Origin of the sequence: Leuconostoc mesenteroides subsp. mesenteroides (assembly GCA_009676745.1) — a bacterium.
Taxonomy (GTDB): Bacteria; Bacillota; Bacilli; order Lactobacillales; family Lactobacillaceae; genus Leuconostoc; species Leuconostoc koreense.
In genome coordinates this window covers 1628950-1648943 of record CP046062.1, presented here as the reverse complement: position 1 = coordinate 1648943, position 19994 = coordinate 1628950, and the positions used below count along the sequence as shown (strand labels likewise).

19 protein-coding genes are annotated in these 19994 nt (G+C 36.3%); 11 read left to right on the top strand and 8 right to left on the bottom strand.

Going from position 1 to position 19994, the window contains the following annotated elements:
• The first annotated feature begins 52 nt into the window (after nucleotides 1–52).
• The 5 genes from GJV51_08225 to GJV51_08205 all read left to right on the top strand — a co-directional run bounded on the left by GJV51_08225 (nucleotide 53) and on the right by GJV51_08205 (nucleotide 4427).
• On the top strand, nucleotides 53–616 hold the full coding sequence (locus tag GJV51_08225; GenBank protein ID QGM25965.1) for a peptidoglycan-binding protein LysM: 564 nt from the start codon (nucleotides 53–55) through the stop codon (nucleotides 614–616).
• A gap of 17 nt (nucleotides 617–633) precedes the next feature.
• The gene (locus tag GJV51_08220; protein QGM25964.1) at nucleotides 634–1308 is read left to right on the top strand and encodes a (d)CMP kinase; all 675 of its coding nucleotides are present in this window, start codon (nucleotides 634–636) and stop codon (nucleotides 1306–1308) included.
• Between the two features lie 94 nt (nucleotides 1309–1402).
• Nucleotides 1403–2593 (top strand): 30S ribosomal protein S1, encoded by a 1191-nt coding sequence (rpsA, locus tag GJV51_08215; GenBank protein QGM25963.1) that lies wholly within the window; start codon nucleotides 1403–1405, stop codon nucleotides 2591–2593.
• A 74-nt stretch (nucleotides 2594–2667) separates the two neighbouring features.
• A complete protein-coding gene (locus tag GJV51_08210) occupies nucleotides 2668–3978 on the top strand; it encodes a ribosome biogenesis GTPase Der (protein ID QGM25962.1) in 1311 nt (436 codons plus the stop codon).
• Between the two features lie 173 nt (nucleotides 3979–4151).
• Nucleotides 4152–4427 (top strand): DNA-binding protein, encoded by a 276-nt coding sequence (locus tag GJV51_08205; protein QGM25961.1) that lies wholly within the window; start codon nucleotides 4152–4154, stop codon nucleotides 4425–4427.
• A 566-nt stretch (nucleotides 4428–4993) separates the two neighbouring features.
• Here GJV51_08205 and GJV51_08200 read toward each other — a convergent pair.
• The 4 genes from GJV51_08200 to GJV51_08185 all read right to left on the bottom strand — a co-directional run bounded on the left by GJV51_08200 (nucleotide 4994) and on the right by GJV51_08185 (nucleotide 7901).
• Nucleotides 4994–5188, bottom strand: coding sequence for a hypothetical protein (locus tag GJV51_08200; GenBank protein QGM25960.1), 195 nt, complete (start codon nucleotides 5186–5188; stop codon nucleotides 4994–4996).
• 140 nt (nucleotides 5189–5328) lie between these two features.
• On the bottom strand, nucleotides 5329–5823 hold the full coding sequence (locus GJV51_08195; protein ID QGM25959.1) for a serine acetyltransferase: 495 nt from the start codon (nucleotides 5821–5823) through the stop codon (nucleotides 5329–5331).
• Between the two features lie 13 nt (nucleotides 5824–5836).
• The gene (locus GJV51_08190; protein QGM25958.1) at nucleotides 5837–6976 is read right to left on the bottom strand and encodes an aminotransferase class V-fold PLP-dependent enzyme; all 1140 of its coding nucleotides are present in this window, start codon (nucleotides 6974–6976) and stop codon (nucleotides 5837–5839) included.
• 10 nt (nucleotides 6977–6986) lie between these two features.
• Nucleotides 6987–7901: a pyridoxal-phosphate dependent enzyme gene (locus GJV51_08185; GenBank protein ID QGM25957.1), complete on the bottom strand. Its 915-nt coding sequence runs from the start codon at nucleotides 7899–7901 to the stop codon at nucleotides 6987–6989.
• Between the two features lie 543 nt (nucleotides 7902–8444).
• Here GJV51_08185 and GJV51_08180 point away from each other — a divergent pair.
• From GJV51_08180 to GJV51_08170, 3 genes are all read left to right on the top strand, one after another.
• Complete coding sequence (locus GJV51_08180) at nucleotides 8445–8921, top strand: MscL family protein (protein QGM25956.1); 477 nt, start codon at nucleotides 8445–8447, stop codon at nucleotides 8919–8921.
• A gap of 337 nt (nucleotides 8922–9258) precedes the next feature.
• On the top strand, nucleotides 9259–9690 hold the full coding sequence (locus GJV51_08175; GenBank protein ID QGM25955.1) for a universal stress protein: 432 nt from the start codon (nucleotides 9259–9261) through the stop codon (nucleotides 9688–9690).
• Nucleotides 9691–9808: 118 nt separating this feature from the next.
• Nucleotides 9809–12001: a S1 RNA-binding domain-containing protein gene (locus tag GJV51_08170; protein ID QGM25954.1), complete on the top strand. Its 2193-nt coding sequence runs from the start codon at nucleotides 9809–9811 to the stop codon at nucleotides 11999–12001.
• Between the two features lie 59 nt (nucleotides 12002–12060).
• On the opposite strand, the gene GJV51_08165 is transcribed toward GJV51_08170, so the two are convergent.
• Together GJV51_08165 and GJV51_08160 are read right to left on the bottom strand one after the other, a co-directional pair.
• Nucleotides 12061–12360, bottom strand: a complete 300-nt coding sequence (locus GJV51_08165) for a hypothetical protein (protein QGM25953.1) — start codon at nucleotides 12358–12360, stop codon at nucleotides 12061–12063.
• Complete coding sequence (locus GJV51_08160; GenBank protein ID QGM25952.1) at nucleotides 12360–13223, bottom strand: SH3 domain-containing protein; 864 nt, start codon at nucleotides 13221–13223, stop codon at nucleotides 12360–12362. The genes GJV51_08165 and GJV51_08160 overlap by 1 nt, the downstream gene beginning before the upstream one ends.
• Nucleotides 13224–13379: 156 nt before the next feature.
• Between GJV51_08160 and GJV51_08155 the strand changes: the two genes are divergently transcribed.
• Nucleotides 13380–14636 carry an acetate/propionate family kinase gene (locus GJV51_08155; protein ID QGM25951.1) on the top strand — a complete coding sequence of 419 codons (1257 nt, stop codon included), beginning with the start codon at nucleotides 13380–13382 and terminating at the stop codon, nucleotides 14634–14636.
• Between the two features lie 30 nt (nucleotides 14637–14666).
• Here GJV51_08155 and GJV51_08150 read toward each other — a convergent pair whose 3' ends face one another.
• Nucleotides 14667–15605, bottom strand: a complete 939-nt coding sequence (locus GJV51_08150; protein QGM25950.1) for a dihydroorotate oxidase — start codon at nucleotides 15603–15605, stop codon at nucleotides 14667–14669.
• A gap of 93 nt (nucleotides 15606–15698) precedes the next feature.
• On the opposite strand from GJV51_08150, the gene GJV51_08145 reads away from it, so the two are divergent.
• Both GJV51_08145 and dprA read left to right on the top strand, forming a co-directional pair.
• Nucleotides 15699–17576 (top strand): ATP-binding cassette domain-containing protein, encoded by a 1878-nt coding sequence (locus GJV51_08145; protein ID QGM25949.1) that lies wholly within the window; start codon nucleotides 15699–15701, stop codon nucleotides 17574–17576.
• A gap of 54 nt (nucleotides 17577–17630) precedes the next feature.
• Nucleotides 17631–18497: a DNA-protecting protein DprA gene (gene dprA, locus GJV51_08140; GenBank protein ID QGM25948.1), complete on the top strand. Its 867-nt coding sequence runs from the start codon at nucleotides 17631–17633 to the stop codon at nucleotides 18495–18497.
• A 238-nt stretch (nucleotides 18498–18735) separates the two neighbouring features.
• Here the strand turns inward: dprA and GJV51_08135 are convergent, their stop codons facing one another.
• Entirely contained in the window at nucleotides 18736–19872 is a 1137-nt protein-coding gene (locus GJV51_08135) for an alpha/beta hydrolase (GenBank protein QGM25947.1), read from the bottom strand.
• Between the last annotated feature and the right edge of the window lie 122 nt (nucleotides 19873–19994).

Here is a 19994-nt window from a genome sequence, read left to right as displayed (position 1 = left end):
GCTGTTGGTGTGGTAAAATTTTATGTGAACCAATAAAATGGAGGTCGTTTCTATGAACGATTTTGACCCAAACAACATGAGCCGATCAAAGCGGCCAAAAAAAGATAAGCTTGAACCAAAATTTTCTCGAAAGTCAGATTCACAATCCTCGAATAAAGGGTTTCGTGTTCTGCTTGTTGTATTGGCGCTTGCAATTATATCTTTTGTACCTGTGTACGGGATGATTACTAATCAAAAATCATCAAAACCACAAACAGCCGTTTCATCAAGTACGAAGCGATCATCAACTACTAAATCAACATCTTCTGAATCAACATCTTCTGAATCAACATCTTCTGAAACAAGCGTATCAAGTTCTTCTGAAGAAGAACCAGTAAGCAGTAGTGAAGATACTTCCAATGAGGAACCTGCTAGCTCATCTTCTACTGAGGTGACTGAATCAAGTTCAGCATCAAGTAGTTCTACAACTACCACTGCTGTTTTGGGTAGTAGTCAAACATTGTATAACTTTGCAGTTACACACGGAATGACAACTAGCCAAGTTATGGCGTTAAACCCAGGGTTAACGGTGGATAATTATACACGGTATGCTGGTACTGCATTAAACATTCAGTAAGAGGACTTTTTATTATTATGACGAATTTTCAAGTTGCCATTGATGGCCCAGCTTCTGCTGGCAAGTCTACTATCGCCAAAATTTTAGCAACAAAACTAAATTGTGTGTATGTTGATACAGGTGCAATGTACAGAACAATAACTTTAGCTGCCAAAAAGAATGGCATTTCTTACAATGATGAAGAAAAAATAAAAAACTTATTATCAGAAACGGAAATACGCTTTGAACCTAGTACACCAGTTCAACGTGTATTTTTAAATGATATTGATGTCACGGATGAAATACGTTCTGCTGAAGTAACAAACAATGTATCTGTGGTGGCTTCCTTTGCGGACGTACGCTCTAATTTAGTCAATCGTCAACGTGAAATAGCTAATAATAACAGTGTGATTATGGACGGCCGTGATATTGGTACAACAGTTTTACCTGACGCAGACGTCAAGATATTTCTTGTAGCCAGTGTTGATGAACGTGCCCAACGACGTTATAAAGAAAACATTGCTAAAGGAATGACGACCAATCTCGAAACATTGAAGCGTGAAATTGAAGCGAGAGATTATAAAGACTCTCATCGTCAAATTAGCCCATTAACACAAGCAAATGATGCAATTTTAGTGGATACAACTGGCCACAGCATTGAAGATGTTGTGACTAAAATAGCCAATATTATCAAAAATAAAATTAGTTTCTAATTTACACGGTTAAACCGTGTTTTTTACTATACAAGAACTAAAATATTTGGTACACTATATTCATAGTGTAAATTGTAGGAGGACGTTTGACGTCATGAGTGAAACAAACAACGAGCTTTTAGCAGCTCTCGAGAGTGCAGATCAAATTAAGGTAGGAGATGTCGTTACGGGTGAAGTACTAGCCGTTGATAACGATAACCAAGCAGTTATTGGTTTGCATACCGGTGAAGAAGGAGTTGTGCCAGCGCGTGAGTACTCAGACGATCGTAACATTAATCTGGCAGACGAATTGAAGGTTGGTGACAGTGTTGAAGCTGTTGTCATCTCTAATGTAACAAGCGACAAGGAAGGCGTATCTTACTTGTTGTCAAAGAAGCGCTTAGAAGCACGTAAGGCATGGGAAAACTTATCATTTGGTGAAGGTGATACTGTTGATGCCAAGGTTATCAATGCTGTACGTGGTGGCTTAGTTGTCGATGTTAATGGTGTTCGTGGCTTTGTGCCTGCATCAATGGTTGCTGATCGTTTCGTATCAGATTTGAACCAGTTTAAGAATAAAGATATCAAAGCACAAGTTATTGAAATTGATGCTGCCAAGGCACGTTTGATTTTGTCACGTAAGGCAGTTGCAGCACAAGAACGTGCAGCACAACTAGCAGAAGCATTTGAAAAGTTGTCCGTTGGTGAAGTTGTTGAAGGTAAAGTTGCTCGTTTGACTGACTTCGGCGCATTCGTTGACTTGGGTGGCGTCGATGGTTTGGTACACGTTTCAGAAATTTCTCATGATCGTGTTAAGAACCCTGCTGATGTTTTGACAAAGGGTGAAACAGTTAACGTTAAGATTTTAGCCTTAGATGCTGAAAAGGGACGTATCTCATTGTCAATCAAGGCTACACAACCTGGACCTTGGGATAAAGTTGCTGAAGAAGCTCCTGCCGGAACAGTTCTTGAAGGAACTGTTAAGCGTGTAAAAGACTTCGGCGCATTTGTTGAAATTTTCCCTGGTATCGAAGGACTAGTTCACGTATCACAAATTTCACACAAGCGTATCGAAAACCCTTCAGAAGTTTTGAAGTCAGGTGACAAAGTTCAAGTTCAAGTTTTGGATGTTAAGCCTGCTGAAGAACGTATTTCATTGTCAATGAAGGCATTGGAAGAAAAGCCAGAACGTGAAGATCGTGGAAATTCAAAGGATAGTTCAGCATCACGTGCAGATATTGCTGCTTATAAGCAACAAGATGATTCCGCTGCAACATTGGGCGACCTCTTTGATGGTAAGTTCTAAGAATTTTATTGAAAAGAACTGGTTCGCCAGTTCTTTTTTTATGGTAAATTTATTTATACAAAGGAGGTGCCAAAATGTCAGCACCAATAGTAGCAATTGTCGGTCGACCAAACGTTGGTAAATCAACTATTTTCAATCGTATGGCGGGAGAAAGAATTGCAATCGTTGAAGACATGCCTGGAGTTACACGAGATCGCTTGTATGCACCAGCTGAATGGTTAAATTATGAATTTAGAATGATTGATACCGGTGGAATCGAAATCGGTGATGCACCGTTTTTAGCCGAGATACGTGGCCAAGTAGAATTAGCAATTAATGAAGCTGATGTTATTGTGATGGTTGTCTCCGGTCGAGAGGGATTAACTGAGGCTGATGAAGTAGTTGCACGTATGCTATATAAATCTAATAAGCCTGTCGTTTTAGCTGTCAATAAGGTAGATAATCCTGAAATGCGCCATGAGGTCTATGATTTTTATGCATTAGGTCTCGGAGATCCGTACCCAGTTTCAGGATCGCATGGTTTGGGATTAGGTGATTTACTTGACGAAATTGTAAAACATTTTCCTGATGAAGCTGCGGAACAAGAAGACGATGCGATTCGTTTTAGTATAATTGGTCGCCCAAATGTGGGTAAATCATCAATTGTTAACGCTATGCTTGGTGAAAAACGTGTGATTGTTTCTGATATTGAAGGGACAACGCGTGATGCTATTGATACACGATTTGTGACTGAAGAGGGTGACGAATTTGTGATGGTTGATACAGCCGGTATGCGTAAACGCGGAAAAATATATGAGAATACTGAAAAGTATTCAGTAATGCGTGCCATGAAAGCTATTGATGATAGCAATGTCATTCTGATGGTTATTGATGCAGAAGCGGGAATTAGAGAACAGGATAAACACGTAGCCGGGTTCGCTCATGAAGCTGGCCGAGCAATGATTATTGTTGTCAATAAATGGGATGCTATTGAAAAGAATGATCGTACAATGTCAGACTTTGAGAATTTAATTCGTGAAGAATTTAAATTCTTAGATTATGCACCAATTGTGTTCGTTTCTGCTAAAACAGGGCAACGGTTAGATAGATTGCCACAAATGGTTAAAGACGTTGATGATAATCATCGTAAGCGTATCACATCGTCAACATTAAATGATGTTATTATGGATGCTATTGCAATAAATCCAACACCTTCGGATAATGGTCGTCGGTTACGTGTATATTATGCAACACAAGTTGCAACGCAACCACCAACATTTGTCATATTTGTTAATGATGTTGAACTGATGCACTTCTCATATGAACGATTCTTAGAAAATAAAATTCGAGAATCATTTGATTTTACTGGAACGCCAATTAAACTCATAGTCCGCGCACGAAAGTAAACGTTGCAAAAATATGTTTTTAATGTAACACAAATGTTACGAAATCCTGAAAACCCTTGATAACACTACACATTTGGCGATTCTTATGTTATTCTAGTTACATGAAATAATGTTTCGACAGATTTCACGGAGCGCATTTTGCGTTAAAATAACTCTTATTAGGAGACAAGAAAATGGCTAACAAGCAAGAATTAGTAGATTCAGTTGCTAAAGCAACAGGTTTGACAAAGAAGGATGCAACTGCATCAGTTGACGCAGTTTTTGCATCAATCGAAGAAGCATTGAAGAACGGTGAGAAGGTTCAATTGATCGGATTTGGTAACTTTGAAGTTCGTGATCGTGCTGCTCGTAAGGGCCGTAACCCACAAACTGGTGAAGAAATTCAAATTGCTGCTTCAAAGGTACCTGCATTTAAGCCAGGTAAAGCTTTGAAGGATGCCGTTAAGTAATTAATACTTATATATACTGCTATTTAACAGTGTTTCTGGGTAAGTTTGGGGAAGATACTCCCTGACATTTTTATCTAGTACATTAAGAGCAAGCTCATCTTGAGTTTGCTCTTTTTCTTTTATCATGTGACTATCTACGTTGAGCGTTATTCTGATATTAAAGTGGGTCAACTCTTTTTGACAATCTATGTCTAAAAAGTTGTGTAAGTCGTGAGAGATTTCTGAATGATATAAACAATGAAATCTTAGCTGACGAACACTTACTTTCTTAGATTATTTTATGCGAATTTAGTTTAGTCAATTTGAGAATAGATTTGAATCATTTATTTTTATTACAACCTTGATTACTCGAGATTATGAAATTTATTGTTTTAGTTGATTTAACCTTACCCACAGTGTTCAAGATTCGGAGGGAAAAATGTTTCTGATCACGAAGTTGATAAGTAATCTTGAACAAGTAGCACCATTAGACACCTAAAGTAAAAAGCCGACTAAATTATTTTTAGTCGGCTTTTTACTTTTTAGCATTTTATTGAAAAAATGAGAGTGAATTCGATAGTGAAAGGTTATTTGTGCGATCGAACACCGATAACGGCGTTTACCTCAGGGTAAATATCCGTGTGCACAAGATTTAATTCTTCTGCGAGTGCATTCGCAGTATTAACAACATCAATTTGATTGAATTGTGATAAACAAAATCCTGTTTCGCCTTTTCCAACTTTTTCCTTTATCATATTGGCAACTTGTTTATTGAAAGCCATATGAACCCCCTTATAAATTTTACTTAACTCTAAATGAGTTTGTAATTTAAGCATACCACTTTACAAACGTTTAAACAAAACATACGGATTCAGCCACACAATTACCGCGTATTCGTTATATTTATCTAAAAATGAAAAAACTAGACTAGACGAGCAGGATTACCAACAGCAGTAGAATAAGGAGGGACATCGTTTAAAACAACAGCATTAGCACCAACTTTACTATTTGCACCAATAGTAATATTGCCCAATATTTGCGCATGAGCACCAATGAAGCTATTGCTTTCGATATGAGGGTGTCTACGTTCTGTCATCGTATGACGAGCTCCCAGAGTGACGCCATGTAATATGGTTACACCGTCATCAATAATTGCAGTTTCACCAATAACAACACCGATGCCGTGATCAATAAATACGCCAGAACCAATTTGTGCACCAGGTGCTATGAATATATCAGTTCGTTTAGCTGACCAACGAGCAATAATAGCGGCGAGCAAATAACGATGATGAATATGAAGCCAATGCGCAATACGATGAAACCACAGTGCATGTAAACCAGGATAAGTTAAAATTACCATCATAAGACTTTTTGCAGCGGGATCCCGCTCCAAAATTGATTTAGCAGTAAAAAACATTTCTTCTCCACTATTATTTCAACTGATTAAAACTGTGGTCTAGATCCGCAATTAAATCGTTAATGTCTTCAACACCTACCGAGAGACGAATTAGTTCGTCTTGAATACCATGAGATAGTCGGATATGACGAGGAATGGCGCCGTGCGTCATTTTAGCTGGGATTTCAATTAGGCTTTCAAGTGCACCTAAACTTTCTGCTAATGTGATAATTTTTAAGTTACTGATGAACTGTTCTGGATCCAGCCCAGCCTTTAGTTCAAAGGAAATCATGGCACCAAAACCATTCATTTGTTGTTTGGCTAAAGCGTAATCAGGGCTGTCAGGATCACCAGGGAAATATATTTTACCAACTTTATTTTGTTTTTTAAGGTAGTCAAATATTATTTGAGCATTTGATTGATGAGTGCGCATTCTCAATCCAAGTGTTTTCATACCTCGTTGTAGAAGCCAACTTTCTTGAGGAGCCAAAATTGCACCAATTGCATTTTGTAAAAATTTAATTTTTTCACTAAGTTCGTTACCTTTAGTAACAACTAGACCGGCAATGAGGTCGCTATGACCACCTAAATACTTTGAAGCACTGTGAACAACAATATCTACACCTAAATCAATCGGATTTTGTACATACGGAGAAGCAAATGTATTGTCAACAATACTTAATAAATTATGATGGTGAGCAAGTTCAGAAATTGCTTTAATATCACTGATGCGCAATAGCGGGTTGGTAGGCGTTTCCAGGTAAATAGCTACCGTATTTTCTTGAATAGCTTCCTGAATAGCAGATAAATCACGAGTATCGACAATTGTAAATGTCAGACCCATTCTTTTTAGGACATTATCAATTAATCTAAATGTACCACCATAAACATCATTTCCAACAATAATGTGATCTCCAGATGAAAATAGTGAAAAAATAGTACTTATCGCTGCTGATCCAGATGCGAAAGCAAAACCAGCAGTACCGTTTTCTAAGTCTGCAATTAAGCTTTCTACGGCTTCACGAGTTGGGTTGCCAGATCTTGAGTATTCATATTTTGCCTCACCAATTTTTGTTTGCTTAAAGGTCGAAGCCATATGAATAGGGACAGATACTGCGCCAGTTGACTGGTCAACACTAATACCGCCATGAATAAGTTTTGTATCAAATTTCATTTTTCTTTCCTCAGTTTCCATAAATATTTGTGCTCATATAACGTTCGCTACTGTCTGGGAATATCGTGACGATATTACTTTCTGGTGGTAAAGTTTTTGCCATTTGTAGGCTAGCAGCTAAAGCTGCACCGCTTGAACTACCGATAAAAAGACCTAGATTTTTGGCAGCAAATCGAACTTGTTGAAAGGCATCGTCATCACTAATAGTTAATGTTTTGTCAATGTGAATTGATTCAAAAAATGGTGGCACAAATTCAACTCCAATACCTTCTGTGCGGTGAGCATGTGCTGGGCCGCCATTTAAAATAGATCCTTCGGGCTCTACAACAATATTTTTTATTGTTGCATCATATTCATTAAGGTATTTGGCAATTCCAGCAAAAGTGCCACCACTGCCAGCACCAGCAACAAAAGCGTCAATCTTTTCATTCTTCAAATCTTTAACGATTTCTGGTGCTAACGTTTTGTAATATGTTTCTGGATTAGCAGGGTTAGCAAATTGCATAGGTAAGTAGCTATTTTCAGTTTTAGCTGCTATCGATTTTGCTCTGGAAATAGCACCTTTAATACCTTCGTTAGAAGGTGTATTGATGATTTTTGCGCCTAATGCTTTCATGAGTTGCTGTTTTTCAGCGCTGAATTTCTCAGGTACAACAAGAATAGTTGGTAATTTATATTGTTGGGCAGCTAATGCTAAACCAATACCAGTATTCCCAGCGGTTGGTTCAATAATCGTTGAGTTTTGATTAATCAAGTTTCGCTGCCAAGCATCTGATATTAAGAATTGACCTAAACGGTCTTTAATACTGCCACCAGGATTGAACATCTCTAGTTTTGCAAAAATGCGACTTTGGTTTGGAACAGGTATTTGCAGTTCAATTAACGGTGTTTGACCAATTAGTTGATGGATATTTTTAATTAGCATAATGCATCCTTGTATCTTTTTAGTAAAAACAAATAAAAACGCGAAAATCCAATTGAATTTTCGCGTTTTGATAGTTTAACTGTGTCAGTAGAAAAATTTTAAGTTATGGTATACCCAAAAATTTATGCTCAACAAACAGTACAACATCGAAAACGCGTTGTACTGCAGCATGTTGAATAAACTGTAGTGAAAGATAATGCCATAATGAACTCCTAGTTATGAATTGAATTAAATATACTATAGATAAAATATTTTGTCAAACAAAATGACAATTAATAAGTAAGCTAAGTTTTGCTAGTGTAGTATGATTATTTCAAAAGAAGTACAAAAAATTTTATTTCACAATTATTTTTTCGCGATAGCGTATCTAAATATATTAAGGAAGAGCATCAACGTTATATAATAGATTTCCATTTTCATAACATGTTTTTGATTAGAAAAGTTAGTTGAAAAATTCAGTGCAACATGGAATAATAAACAAGTAATTATTAAACATTATCTTGTCATCATACGAACGAATGGCAAATTAAAAGGAATGAAAATATGCAAAAAATAAAGCTACCAATAGCTGATAATATTGCTACCGAACAAGTTAATGAATTTAGAAAGTTTATAACTTCTCCATCTATTATTCAATTATCTATTGGTGTTATCGTCGGGGGTAGTTTGACTGATTTAATCAAGAGTGTGATTAGTTTTGCTTCTAACTTGTTTTATTATTTCTCCTTACTACTGTTTTCAAAAAGTCATTCGGCCAAGAGTAACCTAGTCTTAGATCCATTGCGCACTGTTTTTGAAAACTTTCTAACGTTATGTACTATTGCCGCATGTGTCTTTTTCTTTGTTAAATTGGTCAATAAGTTTTTAATCAAAGAGGCTTCAGAGACTTTGGGCTATAACGCACAACTTGAAGAAACGAAAAAGCTAATTAAGATACAGCATGAAACCAACGAGTTACTGAAAAAATCAGTTAATTTGCAAGAAAAATTATTGAATCAAACTGAAGAGAAAAAGGAATGATTCATGTCAGCAAGAGCTTTTTAATCGTTCTGTAAGCGTTTGCAAAAAGAATTTATAAGAGTTATACTGAACTTATAGATTAGATGAGCTTTTATAGGTGGTTAGCTAACCCCAAAAACAACTTGTTCGTAGTTTATGCTATCAATTTACAAGTATTGCCACGTGCATGATGTTAAATGACTAGTTTAGGCAAGATGATTATGTTCTCCAGTGTAAAATTTTGGGGTGGTTTTCATCAAAAGGCAAGTTGTTTTTTGTTACACAAAGCGGTGTTATGCTAACAAAGAGTTTATTTGAGTGGTGTTATACGAATGATCATATCAGAGAGGAAGCACTTATGATTAATAAAATTGTTGTTGCGATAGACGGAAGTGAAGCAGCGCAAAGAGCAGTTGATTTTAGCGTTGAATTAGCGAAGAAGTTTGATGCTAAAATCGATATTGTTAATGTAATTCAGTATCCAACTATCACTTATTATGACTCTGACCAATCCTTTTATGATTCTTTGGTACAGAGAATGACTAATACAGCCTCAGCAAAACTCGATGAGGCTGCAAATGTTGTAAAAAAATCTGGCATTGTCGTTAATACGCATGTCTTACAAGGTGATGCTCGTTTTATTTTGGCTGACCAGGTTCCAGAGCAACTAAATCCTGATTTAATTGTAATGGGGAAAACTGGCACTAATGCTGTTATGCGTGTATTCATGGGCTCAACTGCTCGATATGTTTCAGAACATGCGGAAACTAATGTATTGCTAATACAATAGATTTGACAAAAAACACTACTCTTTGGTAGTGTTTTTTTGTGTATCCATGATTCTTATCCTGAAATATATTTCAGCAATAATCTAGTATAATAGTTTTTGTGGAGGAAACACACTAAAAATGACAGAATTAATACAACATGAGCCAACGCAAGATGTTATTGTGCAAAGTGTTGCGGCTAAAGTAACAGATATTACCAAAAAGCAAATTAATGTTACATTAACCTTGCTTAATGAAGGATCAACTGTACCCTTCATTGCCAGATACCGAAAAGAAATGACGGGTGAATTGGATGAAGTACAGATTCGTGATATTCAATCCATTGCAAAGAGGTCAAAAGAGTTAGTAGAACGAAAAAATACAGTTTTAAAAGCTATTTTTGAACAAAACAAACTAACTGAAACTTTGCAAAAAAATATTCAAGATGTTCAGACGCTTCAAGACTTGGAAGATATATATTTACCATATAAACAAAAACGGCGAACTAAGGCGATGATTGCACGAGAAAATGGTCTGCAGCCACTTGCTGATTGGGTGATGACACATATTAATAGTAATATTAATGAGGCGTTTTCAAATTATGTGACTGAAACTTTGCCAACGATAGTCGATGTGCGTGCAGGAGTGCATGAAATTTTGGCTGAACAAATCGGTGAAAAAGCTAATTATCGTCAGTGGCTACGTTTGAGAATGGCTGTAGATGGAGTGTTGGTTTCTAGCTTAAAGCGTGGTATGGCTGAAAAAGATGAGCAAAAGGTTTATGAGCAATACTACGATTTCACTGAAACAATTAAATCACTTCTCAACAATAAATTTCGCATTTTAGCAGTAAATAGAGGTGAAAAAGAAGGCATACTATCTGTGAAAATTGATTTTTCTGAGGCGCGCATGATGCACTTTATTCAAACGAAAGAGTTGAATGGGCAAAGTCCAGCAGGCCAAGGATATGAAATATTACACCATGCTATTGAAGATGCCTATAAACGCTTTATTCGTCCAGCAGTGGAAAGAGAGATTAGACAAGAATTAACAACCCAAGCACAAGAACAAGCCATTAAGGTGTTTGGTGACAATCTTTATCATCTTTTGATGCAAGCACCTCTGAAAAATAAAATTGTGATGGGATTTGATCCAGGATTTCGTACAGGATCAAAGTTAGCAATTATTGATAGCAATGGCAAGTTTTTAGCTAAGCAGGTTATTTATCCGCATAAACCAGCTAATGTGCAGAAACGATCCGAAGCAGTTAATATTTTCAAACAATTGATATCAGATTACAAAGTAGAGCTAGTAGCAATCGGGAATGGCACGGCGTCTCGTGAATCTGAAGAGTTTGTCGCGAAAAATTTACCAGGAGGGGTAAAATATACTATTGTCAATGAAGCTGGTGCTTCAGTTTATTCTGCTTCTGAACAGGCACGGGAAGAATTTCCTGATTTACACGTTGAAGAGCGAAGTGCAATTTCAATTGGGCGTAGAATTCAGGATCCGTTAGCTGAATTAATCAAAATTGATCCAAAGTCCGTTGGTGTTGGTCAGTATCAGCATGATTTAAATGCAAAAGCACTAGATGAACAAGTAGACAATGTTGTCGAAACAGCAGTTAACCGAGTTGGGGTTAATTTAAATACGGCTTCACCTGCGCTATTAGCTCACATCGCCGGTCTCAATAAAAATTTGGCTCAAAATATCGTTAATTATCGAAACAAATTTGGTGAGTTCACTTCACGTACACAAATTAAGAAAGTACCGCGCGTGGGACCTAAAGCGTATGAACAAGCTGCCGGATTTTTGCGCATTGTAGATGGTAAGAACATATTAGATAACACGGATATTCATCCTGAAAGTTATGCCGCTGCTAAAAAGTTGTTATCATTAGCAAACATAAACCCAGTAAACTTGGCGACAGATGAAGCGAATGCGATGTTGAACGAATTAGACAATGAGCACACAGCTAAGCAATTGGATATTGGTATGCAGACGTTGCATGACATGGTTATGAGTTTACAAAAGCCAGGACGAGATGGTCGTTCAGACATGGTAGGAGCTTTACTAAAAGCCGATGTGATGCACATTGAAGATTTGAAAGCAGGTATGAAACTACAAGGTACCGTGCGCAATGTTGTGGATTTTGGTGCATTTGTGGATTTAGGCGTTAAACATGATGGACTGGTGCATATTTCTAGAATGAGTACACGTCGTATTGAACATCCATCTGAGATTGTATCTGTTGGCGATATTGTTGAGGTTTGGGTTGTTGATGTTGATGAAAAAAGAAACCGTATTGGATTAACTATGTTGGCATCACAATGACATACGTCGGTTGTATTATAAAAACCTTACCACTTAACAGGTAAGGTTTTTAATTTTCATTAATCAACTAGAGGTAAGATATTAACAATGGCAATACGATCACTTTCATCATTTTTCAAGCGATTAATAATTTCATTATAACGATCTTCTGACAATGGTTCTTTACGATCAAATGATAATATTTTATTTTCAATGTGATTACTAGTACTAGGATATTGTTCGATACGATAGATAATGAGTAGTTTTTTGTAGGCAAATGGTTGCACGATCATACCATCTAAATGATTTTCAACTGTTTCTGTGGCTTGATGAGCTACATTCTCTTCGATTTGTGATTTTGCTTTTTTAAATAGTGACATTATTTCATCTCCGTGTTTTGTTTAAAGTAAGTTGTTAGGGCAGTAGTTAAGTTTTTGGCAATTTTCTTTTGATAACTGCTTTGACGAATATATTTCAAATCAGTGTTGTTATTGATGAAGCCATTTTCAAGTAAAATTGCAGGTTGACTAGTATTTTTAATTGCTATGTAAGCAGCTGTATCAACCCCTCGGTTATTCAAAGGCATATTATTTAATGAGGAGCTAACTACTTCTGCTAGCGTTTTAGAATTTTTGTGATAATAATATTGTGAAATACCGCTTGCTTTGGTACCTTCTGCTGAAGAATCAAAGTGAAAAGATATCTGTGCATCGGCTTTATTGTTTTCACCAGGAATAGCTATTTTCAAAAGTGGTACAATTTTATCACTATCTCTTGTCATAATGACACGAGCCCCGGTTGGTTTTAAGGCTGTTCTAACATGCCTTGCAGTACGCAAAGTGTATGTTTTTTCTTTGTACTTACCATTTGATGATAGAGCACCAGTATCGGAACCGCCATGACCAGGGTCTAAAACAATAGTGGCCTCGCTAATTGGCTGTGCTGTTTTTAGTAAGGTTGAGTTGGCCACCCAACTGGCCACCCAGCCGACTTTTTCATTGTCAGAGCGGCGAACTTGCCACCAGCCGTGTTTCTTGTCAATCACAATTAAGCGTGTACCGCTTTTTAGTGAATCTAATGATTTGTATTGTCGTCCAGGGCCGTTTCGAAATTGAACATTGTCAGGGTGGGTCATAATTTCTTCTTTTGAAACGAGTGAAATAAGTAATCCTACTACCGTAATTAGTATACTGGTAGTAATGATGATACCAATTAAATTACTTAAAAGCCATTTTTTAAACATAATATCCTTACGCACATTTTTTTATATATAATAGTAGTTTACCATATTTCTATTTTTGAAAACGCTTACCTAATTTAGAATATATTATCGTTATTATTTTGAATTTACTGTATAATATAATCTTAGAAAAGAAAAGGATTAAAAGAGTAGACGCAGATGTCAAAAATAATGGCAGTAAACGCCGGAAGTTCTTCACTTAAGTTCCAATTGTTAGAAATGCCCGAGGAAACAGTTATTACACAAGGGATAATCGAACGAATTGGTATGGACGATGCAATCATCACAGTAAAATATGGTGCAGATGTTGAACCTGTTCGTTTGGTTGGTACTGAAGAGGGGACCATTTCACTAACTAAAAGTGGTGATCAGAAATATGAAGCTGAATTACCAATTAAAGATCATCATGCAGCAATTGATCTGATGCTAAAAAAGTTATCAGATTTAGGCATTATTAAAGATTTTCAAGAAATAACAGGTGTTGGCCATCGTGTTGTTGCTGGTGGTGAGTGGTTCAATCATTCAGTTGTTGTGAATGATGACGTATTATCTAAGATAGATCGCTTAGCTGATTATGCACCACTACACAATCCAGCTAATGCAATGGGTATTCGTGCGTTCCAAGAATTATTGCCACATGCAACTTCTGTGGCAGTGTTTGATACATCATTTCATCAAACAATGCCTGAAAAAAATTATCTGTATAGCTTACCATATGAATACTACGCACGTTACGGTGCTCGTAAGTATGGTGCGCATGGAACTTCACACCGCTATGTAACTGAAAGAGCAGCAGACAAATTAGGCATACCATTAGATAAATTTAATGCAATTTCATTTCATTTAGGTGCAGGAGCATCTGTGACTGCAATTAAAAACGGTAAGTCATACGATACATCAATGGGATTCACACCACTGGCTGGTTTGACAATGGCGACTCGTTCTGGGGATGTAGATCCATCGTTAATTTATTATATTCAAGAACGTGAAGGCCTTTCAAATGAAGAAATGCTCAATGTCTTAAACAAAAAGTCTGGTCTTTTAGGTATCTCAACTATTTCAAGTGATATGCGTGATTTGGAAAACGTTCAGGAGACCAATACTCATGCACAATTGGCATTGGACATGTTCTATGATCGAGTGATTCGTTATGCAGGACAGTATTTTGCTGAACTAGGTCGTGTGGATGCCATTATTTTCACAGCTGGTATTGGTGAAAACGATGCAGTAACACGTGCTAAAGTATTGAAATCATTGGCATTTGCGGGCGTCGAATTAGATGAAGAAGCAAACAATGTTCGTGGTAAAGAAACAATTATTACAACATCCGCTTCTAAAGTAACTGGGTTACTGATTCCGACAAATGAGGAATTAATGATCGCACGCGATGTGGTGACATTACAAAATACAAAATAAAAAAGTTGGCGTAAGCCAACTTTTTTTTAATTACTCAATTATTTTCAATTGCCCACGAATCTCATCAAGTGAATGATAGCCTTTTTCTGTTAAAATAACTGATAACTCTTTTTCCAAACGCTCAAAAACAGATATTCCTTCGATTGCTAATTGTGAACCAACTTCAACTAAGTCCGCACCACATAAAACGTGTTCATAAACATCGCGTCCAGAAGTTACACCACCAGTACCAATCATTTTAATGCTTGGGTTTAATCGTTGGCGTAGTGCTCTAACATTAGCTAATGCTGTTGCTTTGACGATGGGACCACCGACACCACCAAAACCACCTTTCGGTTTAATCACAACCGTGTCAGTTTCTTCATCAATAACAAGGCCATTACCAATTGAATTGATGGCATTAACAAAGGCTAATGGAAACTTATTTAAAATGTTTGCAATATTGTCAAAATGTACAATATCAAAGTAGGGTGGTAACTTAACGCCGAGAGGCTTGGTGAAAAATGAAAATACCTCAGTTAAAATTTCTTCAGTTGTTTCAAAATCATAAGCTGTTTGAGGTTTGCCGGGCACGTTAGGACAGGACAAATTTAATTCAACAAGCCCATTGAATTCTGAGTCTTCTATCTTGTGTAACATATCTAAGTTCTCTTGTTTTGATAAACCAGCAACTGAGAAAAAGATTGGCTTGTCTGTTTGTTTTTGGGTAACATAATCCATGTAATAGTCAAATCCTTCATTGGGTAAGCCCATTGAATTAATTGTGCCTAGACTATTGGTCAATTCATGATATCGAGGTGAGACGTTACCTGGTCGAAGGTTTGGCGTTGCTGACTTTGTAACAACTGCGCCTGTATAGTCAGATGCTAGAACACTATCTAATTCGTCGCTAGTCTGACACACAACACCTGCAGCGTTGAGTAAAATGTGATCGAAGTTGAAACCAGCGATGTTAGCAGTTAAATTCATGAAAATAATCCTTTCTGTTACCTTAAAATGGTTATCTTATTATATCTAAAACTTATTGATATATAAACCCCCAATAATGGTTATAATAGTATTATGAAACAATTTAGAGTAGACAATTTAAAAAGTACATACGGCGAAAAGGTTCTTTTCAATGATATTTCATTTCTGGTTACGGAAGGTGATCGAATTGGTTTAATTGGTGTAAATGGTAGTGGAAAGACTTCTCTTCTGAATGCCATTTCTGAAAAAAAACCAGCTGATGCTGGATCAATCACGAAACAAAATGATTACACAATTGGATATCTGACACAAGACCCGTATTTAGATGATCACTTCTTATTAATGGATGCAATTTTCTCTGGTGATCAACCAGTATTCCAGACGATAAGGCAGTATGAAAATGCTTTGCGAAAATATGGGGAACAGCCGACAGATGAAAAAGTTGCCCAAAACTTTGAAAAAGCCCAAAATGCTATGGACCGAGATGATGCTTGGACAACAGAATCTCAGGTAAAAACAATTTTAACGCAGTTACATATGCCAGAGCTGCATAAAAAAGTGAGTGAACTTTCAGGAGGACAACGAAAAAGAGTCGGATTAGCCCAAGTTTTAATTCAAGAACCAGATTTATTGATATTGGATGAGCCTACTAACCACTTAGATTTTGATTCTATTGCTTGGTTAGAAAAATATTTAGCTGCCTATAAGGGGGCAGTTTTAGTTGTTACTCATGATCGTTATTTTTTGGATGCTGTTACAACAAGGATATTCGAATTATCATTTGGTGATTTGTATGAATATCAAGGTAATTATCAGGATTATATGAGCGGAAAATCTCAGCGTATTGAACAAGGAAAGGTTGCTGAACATAAGCAACAGCAACTATACAAACAAGAGCTAGCATGGATGCGTAAGTCCGCTCGTGCACGAACAACCAAACAAAAAGGTAGGGAAAACGCATTTGCTGAGCTAGAAGCTAATATCGGTACTTTACAGCTTGATGAAGATGTATCTGTTAATCTGGGACAGCAACGTTTAGGAAAAAAGGTTATTGTCATTGAAGATGCCGTCATCCAATTCGACGATAAAAGAATTTTAGATCATTTCAATTTACGAGTTTCTTCAGGTGATCGTATTGGTATCACAGGTGCTAATGGTGCAGGAAAGTCTACTTTTTTGAATGCAATAGCTGGAAGAGTGCCATTAACTAGCGGAATCATTGAATTAGGTGAAACTGTAAAGATGGCCTATTATACACAGGTTACTGAAGAGATTCCTGATGATAAGCGTGTGATTGGCTATCTGTCAGATGTTGCAACTACTGTAAAAGACAAAGATGGCAATCAAATTAGTGTTTCAGATTTATTGGAGCAGTTTCTATTTCCACCATTTATGCATGGCACATTAATTCGACAGTTGTCTGGTGGTGAAAAAAGGCGATTGTACTTATTGAAACTACTACTTCAACAACCTAATGTGCTTTTACTTGATGAGCCGACGAATGATCTTGATATTGGCACATTAACTGTTCTAGAAGATTTTCTGTCTCGTTTTGATGGGGCCGTGATTACCGTTTCCCATGACCGTTATTTTTTGGATAAAGTTGCTAATCAACTATACATGTTTGAGGGGGATGGTGTTGTTAAACGTTTTGATGGCTTGTTCAGTGACTATCTGGCGAGTGACTTAGCGAAAGCAGTACCAGCACAAAAAGAAGAAAAAATAGTTATCAATAAGAAGCCACAAAAAAAGAAGTTAACATACAATGAAAAGAAAGAGTGGCAAACCATTGAAGATGATATAGCTTCAGTTGAACAAAGAATTTCTGAAATTCCCGAAGAAATGGCTCAAAATGGTACAAATTATGTCTTATTAGGCGATTTACAAAAAGAGTTAGATTCATTAAATGAAACTTTGGAAGAAAAAATGAATCGCTGGGAATATTTAAGTGAAATTGTGGAGGGCTTGTGATAAATCATAAGCTTTTTCTTTTTGGGATTCGTATTATTTCAAGAGGAAAATAATATGATTTTAAAAAAATTTTTATTAGGTTTACATTTAACTTCAGGTATTGGTTATGCTGGAGAAAAAAGAATCATTGAAGTGATTGATAATCATTTGATAACGGAGAGTTATCCTTGGAATATTGAAACTGTACTGGCGGTAGTCAGACCCTTACCACAACATGTTAATAAAATAAAAGATACATATATAGCAGCTTGTCAGCAAGCAGCAGCAAGTCAGGAAAGCTATTTTACTTATTTTGATGACTGCTATCCGATACAACTTAAAGAAATCTTTGACCCACCATTAATTCTTTTTTACGAAGGTAATGTAAGTGCACTGAAATTACCTAACTTAGCGGTAGTTGGCACGAGAACTGCTACTTCCTACGGATTGTCATGCTTACGATCACTATTGCCAAATGTAATAAATAGGGGAACGGCTATTGTTTCAGGACTAGCTAAAGGTATCGATGTAATGGCTCACCAAGTTACATTTGCCAATCAAGGTGTGCCTATAGCAGTTATAGGTACGGGGTTGAACGTTGCTTATCCAGCAAGGAATAAATTACTACAGCAACAAGTTGCACAATATGGCATTGTTTTGAGTGAATATACACACGACGTTGGACCACAAAAATCTCATTTTCCTGCAAGAAATCGTATTATAGCAGGATTATCATCAGCTACATTAGTTATTGAAGCCCAAATAAAATCTGGTAGTTTAATAACTGCTAACTACGCGTTACAAAATAACAGAGAAGTCCTATCTGTACCTGGTCCTATTTTCTCTGAAAATTCTCGGGGAACAAATGAGTTATTAAAATTAGGTGCAAAATTAATTAGTTATCCCGAGGAAATTATTGAAAGTGTGCGAACCTTTGGTTGATTAATCTATTTTTTCCGAACAAACAAAAAAACAAGATAATTACTTATCTTGTTTTTTTGCTTGTGAAAGTAAGGCTGACTTAATAGCGGCAACTTTTTCGGCTTTAGTAGCTTGCGTTTGTTGATTAGACTTATACTTAGCATTAGCCTGTTTCTGTTTAAAGTCAATTTGATATCGTCCCATGTTTTTAAACTCCTTCTGAAGTTCTCATTATACCATAGGTTCATATCAAGGTACTTTAATCTTCACTGTGTGCGGCTAAAAATTTTTGAATGGCAACTAAAGCTAAATCATATCTTCCCGCTTGACAATGTTGTTCACCACCAGTTTCTTTAGTGAAAATTTTAGTTTCAAGTGATTTTGTGTTTATTAATTCTTGTTGTTCTAACACCAGGTCACTAAAAGGAACATATTGATCATCCTTTCCAGCAAGTAACAATACGTTTTGATCCACTAAATGTCCGATTCCTTTGACGGTATGTTTTTCAATCTCTTTTAACAGTGCGTAAGGGGTATCAGTACCAGTGTTTTCATAACCCTTTGTAAAAAGAAAGTTTAAGTTAGCATCAGAATTAATCAAAGTAGGGATTAGTTGGTTTGTTTTTTCAACATCGTTATTTTGTAATAATTGACGAATATGCTTTCGTGTGTCCTTTGAAAAATCTTTCAAAAAAGTATTCAATCCATCATAAAAGAAATCATAACAAACAACGTTCTTGATTCTTTTTTCGTAGGCAGCAGCACGAATGACGAAATAACCACCCCATGAAACACCCATTGCATCAACTTCATCTAAATTAAAATAATCAATAACTGCACTGACAGGATCTTCAAAATATGGTGTAAACTTGATGTTGTTATCAATTAAAGCTCGTCCTTGACCTGGTCCGTCAAACAAAATCACATTATAATCGGTTTCCTTAAAGAAATTAACCGCAACCAATATTTCTTCCATAAAACTATCAAAACCATTGATGATAATCAAAGTTTTAGTAGCTGTAGGATTTATATTGACTTTTATGGCAGGTAAAAAAGATTCTTGATACGGTACTTGATAGCTTTCATAATCGATTTCAGTATGTGCACGGTAAAAATTATTTAAATATTGATGAACAACTTTTTGCTTATTATCGTTATCTTGGTTTAAGTAAAACTGCGCAAGACCAAAATAAGCACAGGCAAGAGCATAATCTTCTCTCTTTTCACGTAACTCACCGAATGAGAACCAGGTTTCGTACCAAGAAACATCATTTGTTAGTTTAGGTATAATTATTTTTAAATCATCTTTTACTTTTGGACTCTCTTTGATTCCTTCAAGTTGACGATTGATTTGCAAATTCCATTGTGGGTTGTTTTTGATATATTCATAAAACATAGTAGTACCTCTTTCTTTATTTACTAAACTCATTATAATTAGTAAAATAAGGTCGAACAATTATCAGTTGATGTGAATAACGTCCAGAAATGGACGTTATGATTTGGCCTGTCTAGTTATGG

Bases quoted from the DNA above. Each gene is read 5' to 3' on its own strand.
- GJV51_08185 (QGM25957.1), bottom strand. From the start codon at position 7,901: ATGCTAATTAAAAATATCCATCAACTAATTGGTCAAACACCGTTAATT.
- GJV51_08165 (QGM25953.1), bottom strand. From the start codon at position 12,360: ATGTCACTATTTAAAAAAGCAAAATCACAAATCGAAGAGAATGTAGCT.
- GJV51_08145 (QGM25949.1), top strand. From the start codon at position 15,699: ATGAAACAATTTAGAGTAGACAATTTAAAAAGTACATACGGCGAAAAG.
- GJV51_08175 (QGM25955.1), top strand. From the start codon at position 9,259: ATGATTAATAAAATTGTTGTTGCGATAGACGGAAGTGAAGCAGCGCAA.
- GJV51_08160 (QGM25952.1), bottom strand. From the start codon at position 13,223: ATGTTTAAAAAATGGCTTTTAAGTAATTTAATTGGTATCATCATTACT.
- GJV51_08205 (QGM25961.1), top strand. From the start codon at position 4,152: ATGGCTAACAAGCAAGAATTAGTAGATTCAGTTGCTAAAGCAACAGGT.
- GJV51_08200 (QGM25960.1), bottom strand. From the start codon at position 5,188: ATGGCTTTCAATAAACAAGTTGCCAATATGATAAAGGAAAAAGTTGGA.
- dprA (QGM25948.1), top strand. From the start codon at position 17,631: ATGATTTTAAAAAAATTTTTATTAGGTTTACATTTAACTTCAGGTATT.
- GJV51_08180 (QGM25956.1), top strand. From the start codon at position 8,445: ATGCAAAAAATAAAGCTACCAATAGCTGATAATATTGCTACCGAACAA.
- GJV51_08190 (QGM25958.1), bottom strand. From the start codon at position 6,976: ATGAAATTTGATACAAAACTTATTCATGGCGGTATTAGTGTTGACCAG.
- rpsA (QGM25963.1), top strand. From the start codon at position 1,403: ATGAGTGAAACAAACAACGAGCTTTTAGCAGCTCTCGAGAGTGCAGAT.
- GJV51_08225 (QGM25965.1), top strand. From the start codon at position 53: ATGAACGATTTTGACCCAAACAACATGAGCCGATCAAAGCGGCCAAAA.
- GJV51_08220 (QGM25964.1), top strand. From the start codon at position 634: ATGACGAATTTTCAAGTTGCCATTGATGGCCCAGCTTCTGCTGGCAAG.
- GJV51_08135 (QGM25947.1), bottom strand. From the start codon at position 19,872: ATGTTTTATGAATATATCAAAAACAACCCACAATGGAATTTGCAAATC.
- GJV51_08195 (QGM25959.1), bottom strand. From the start codon at position 5,823: ATGTTTTTTACTGCTAAATCAATTTTGGAGCGGGATCCCGCTGCAAAA.
- GJV51_08150 (QGM25950.1), bottom strand. From the start codon at position 15,605: ATGAATTTAACTGCTAACATCGCTGGTTTCAACTTCGATCACATTTTA.
- GJV51_08170 (QGM25954.1), top strand. From the start codon at position 9,809: ATGACAGAATTAATACAACATGAGCCAACGCAAGATGTTATTGTGCAA.
- GJV51_08210 (QGM25962.1), top strand. From the start codon at position 2,668: ATGTCAGCACCAATAGTAGCAATTGTCGGTCGACCAAACGTTGGTAAA.
- GJV51_08155 (QGM25951.1), top strand. From the start codon at position 13,380: ATGTCAAAAATAATGGCAGTAAACGCCGGAAGTTCTTCACTTAAGTTC.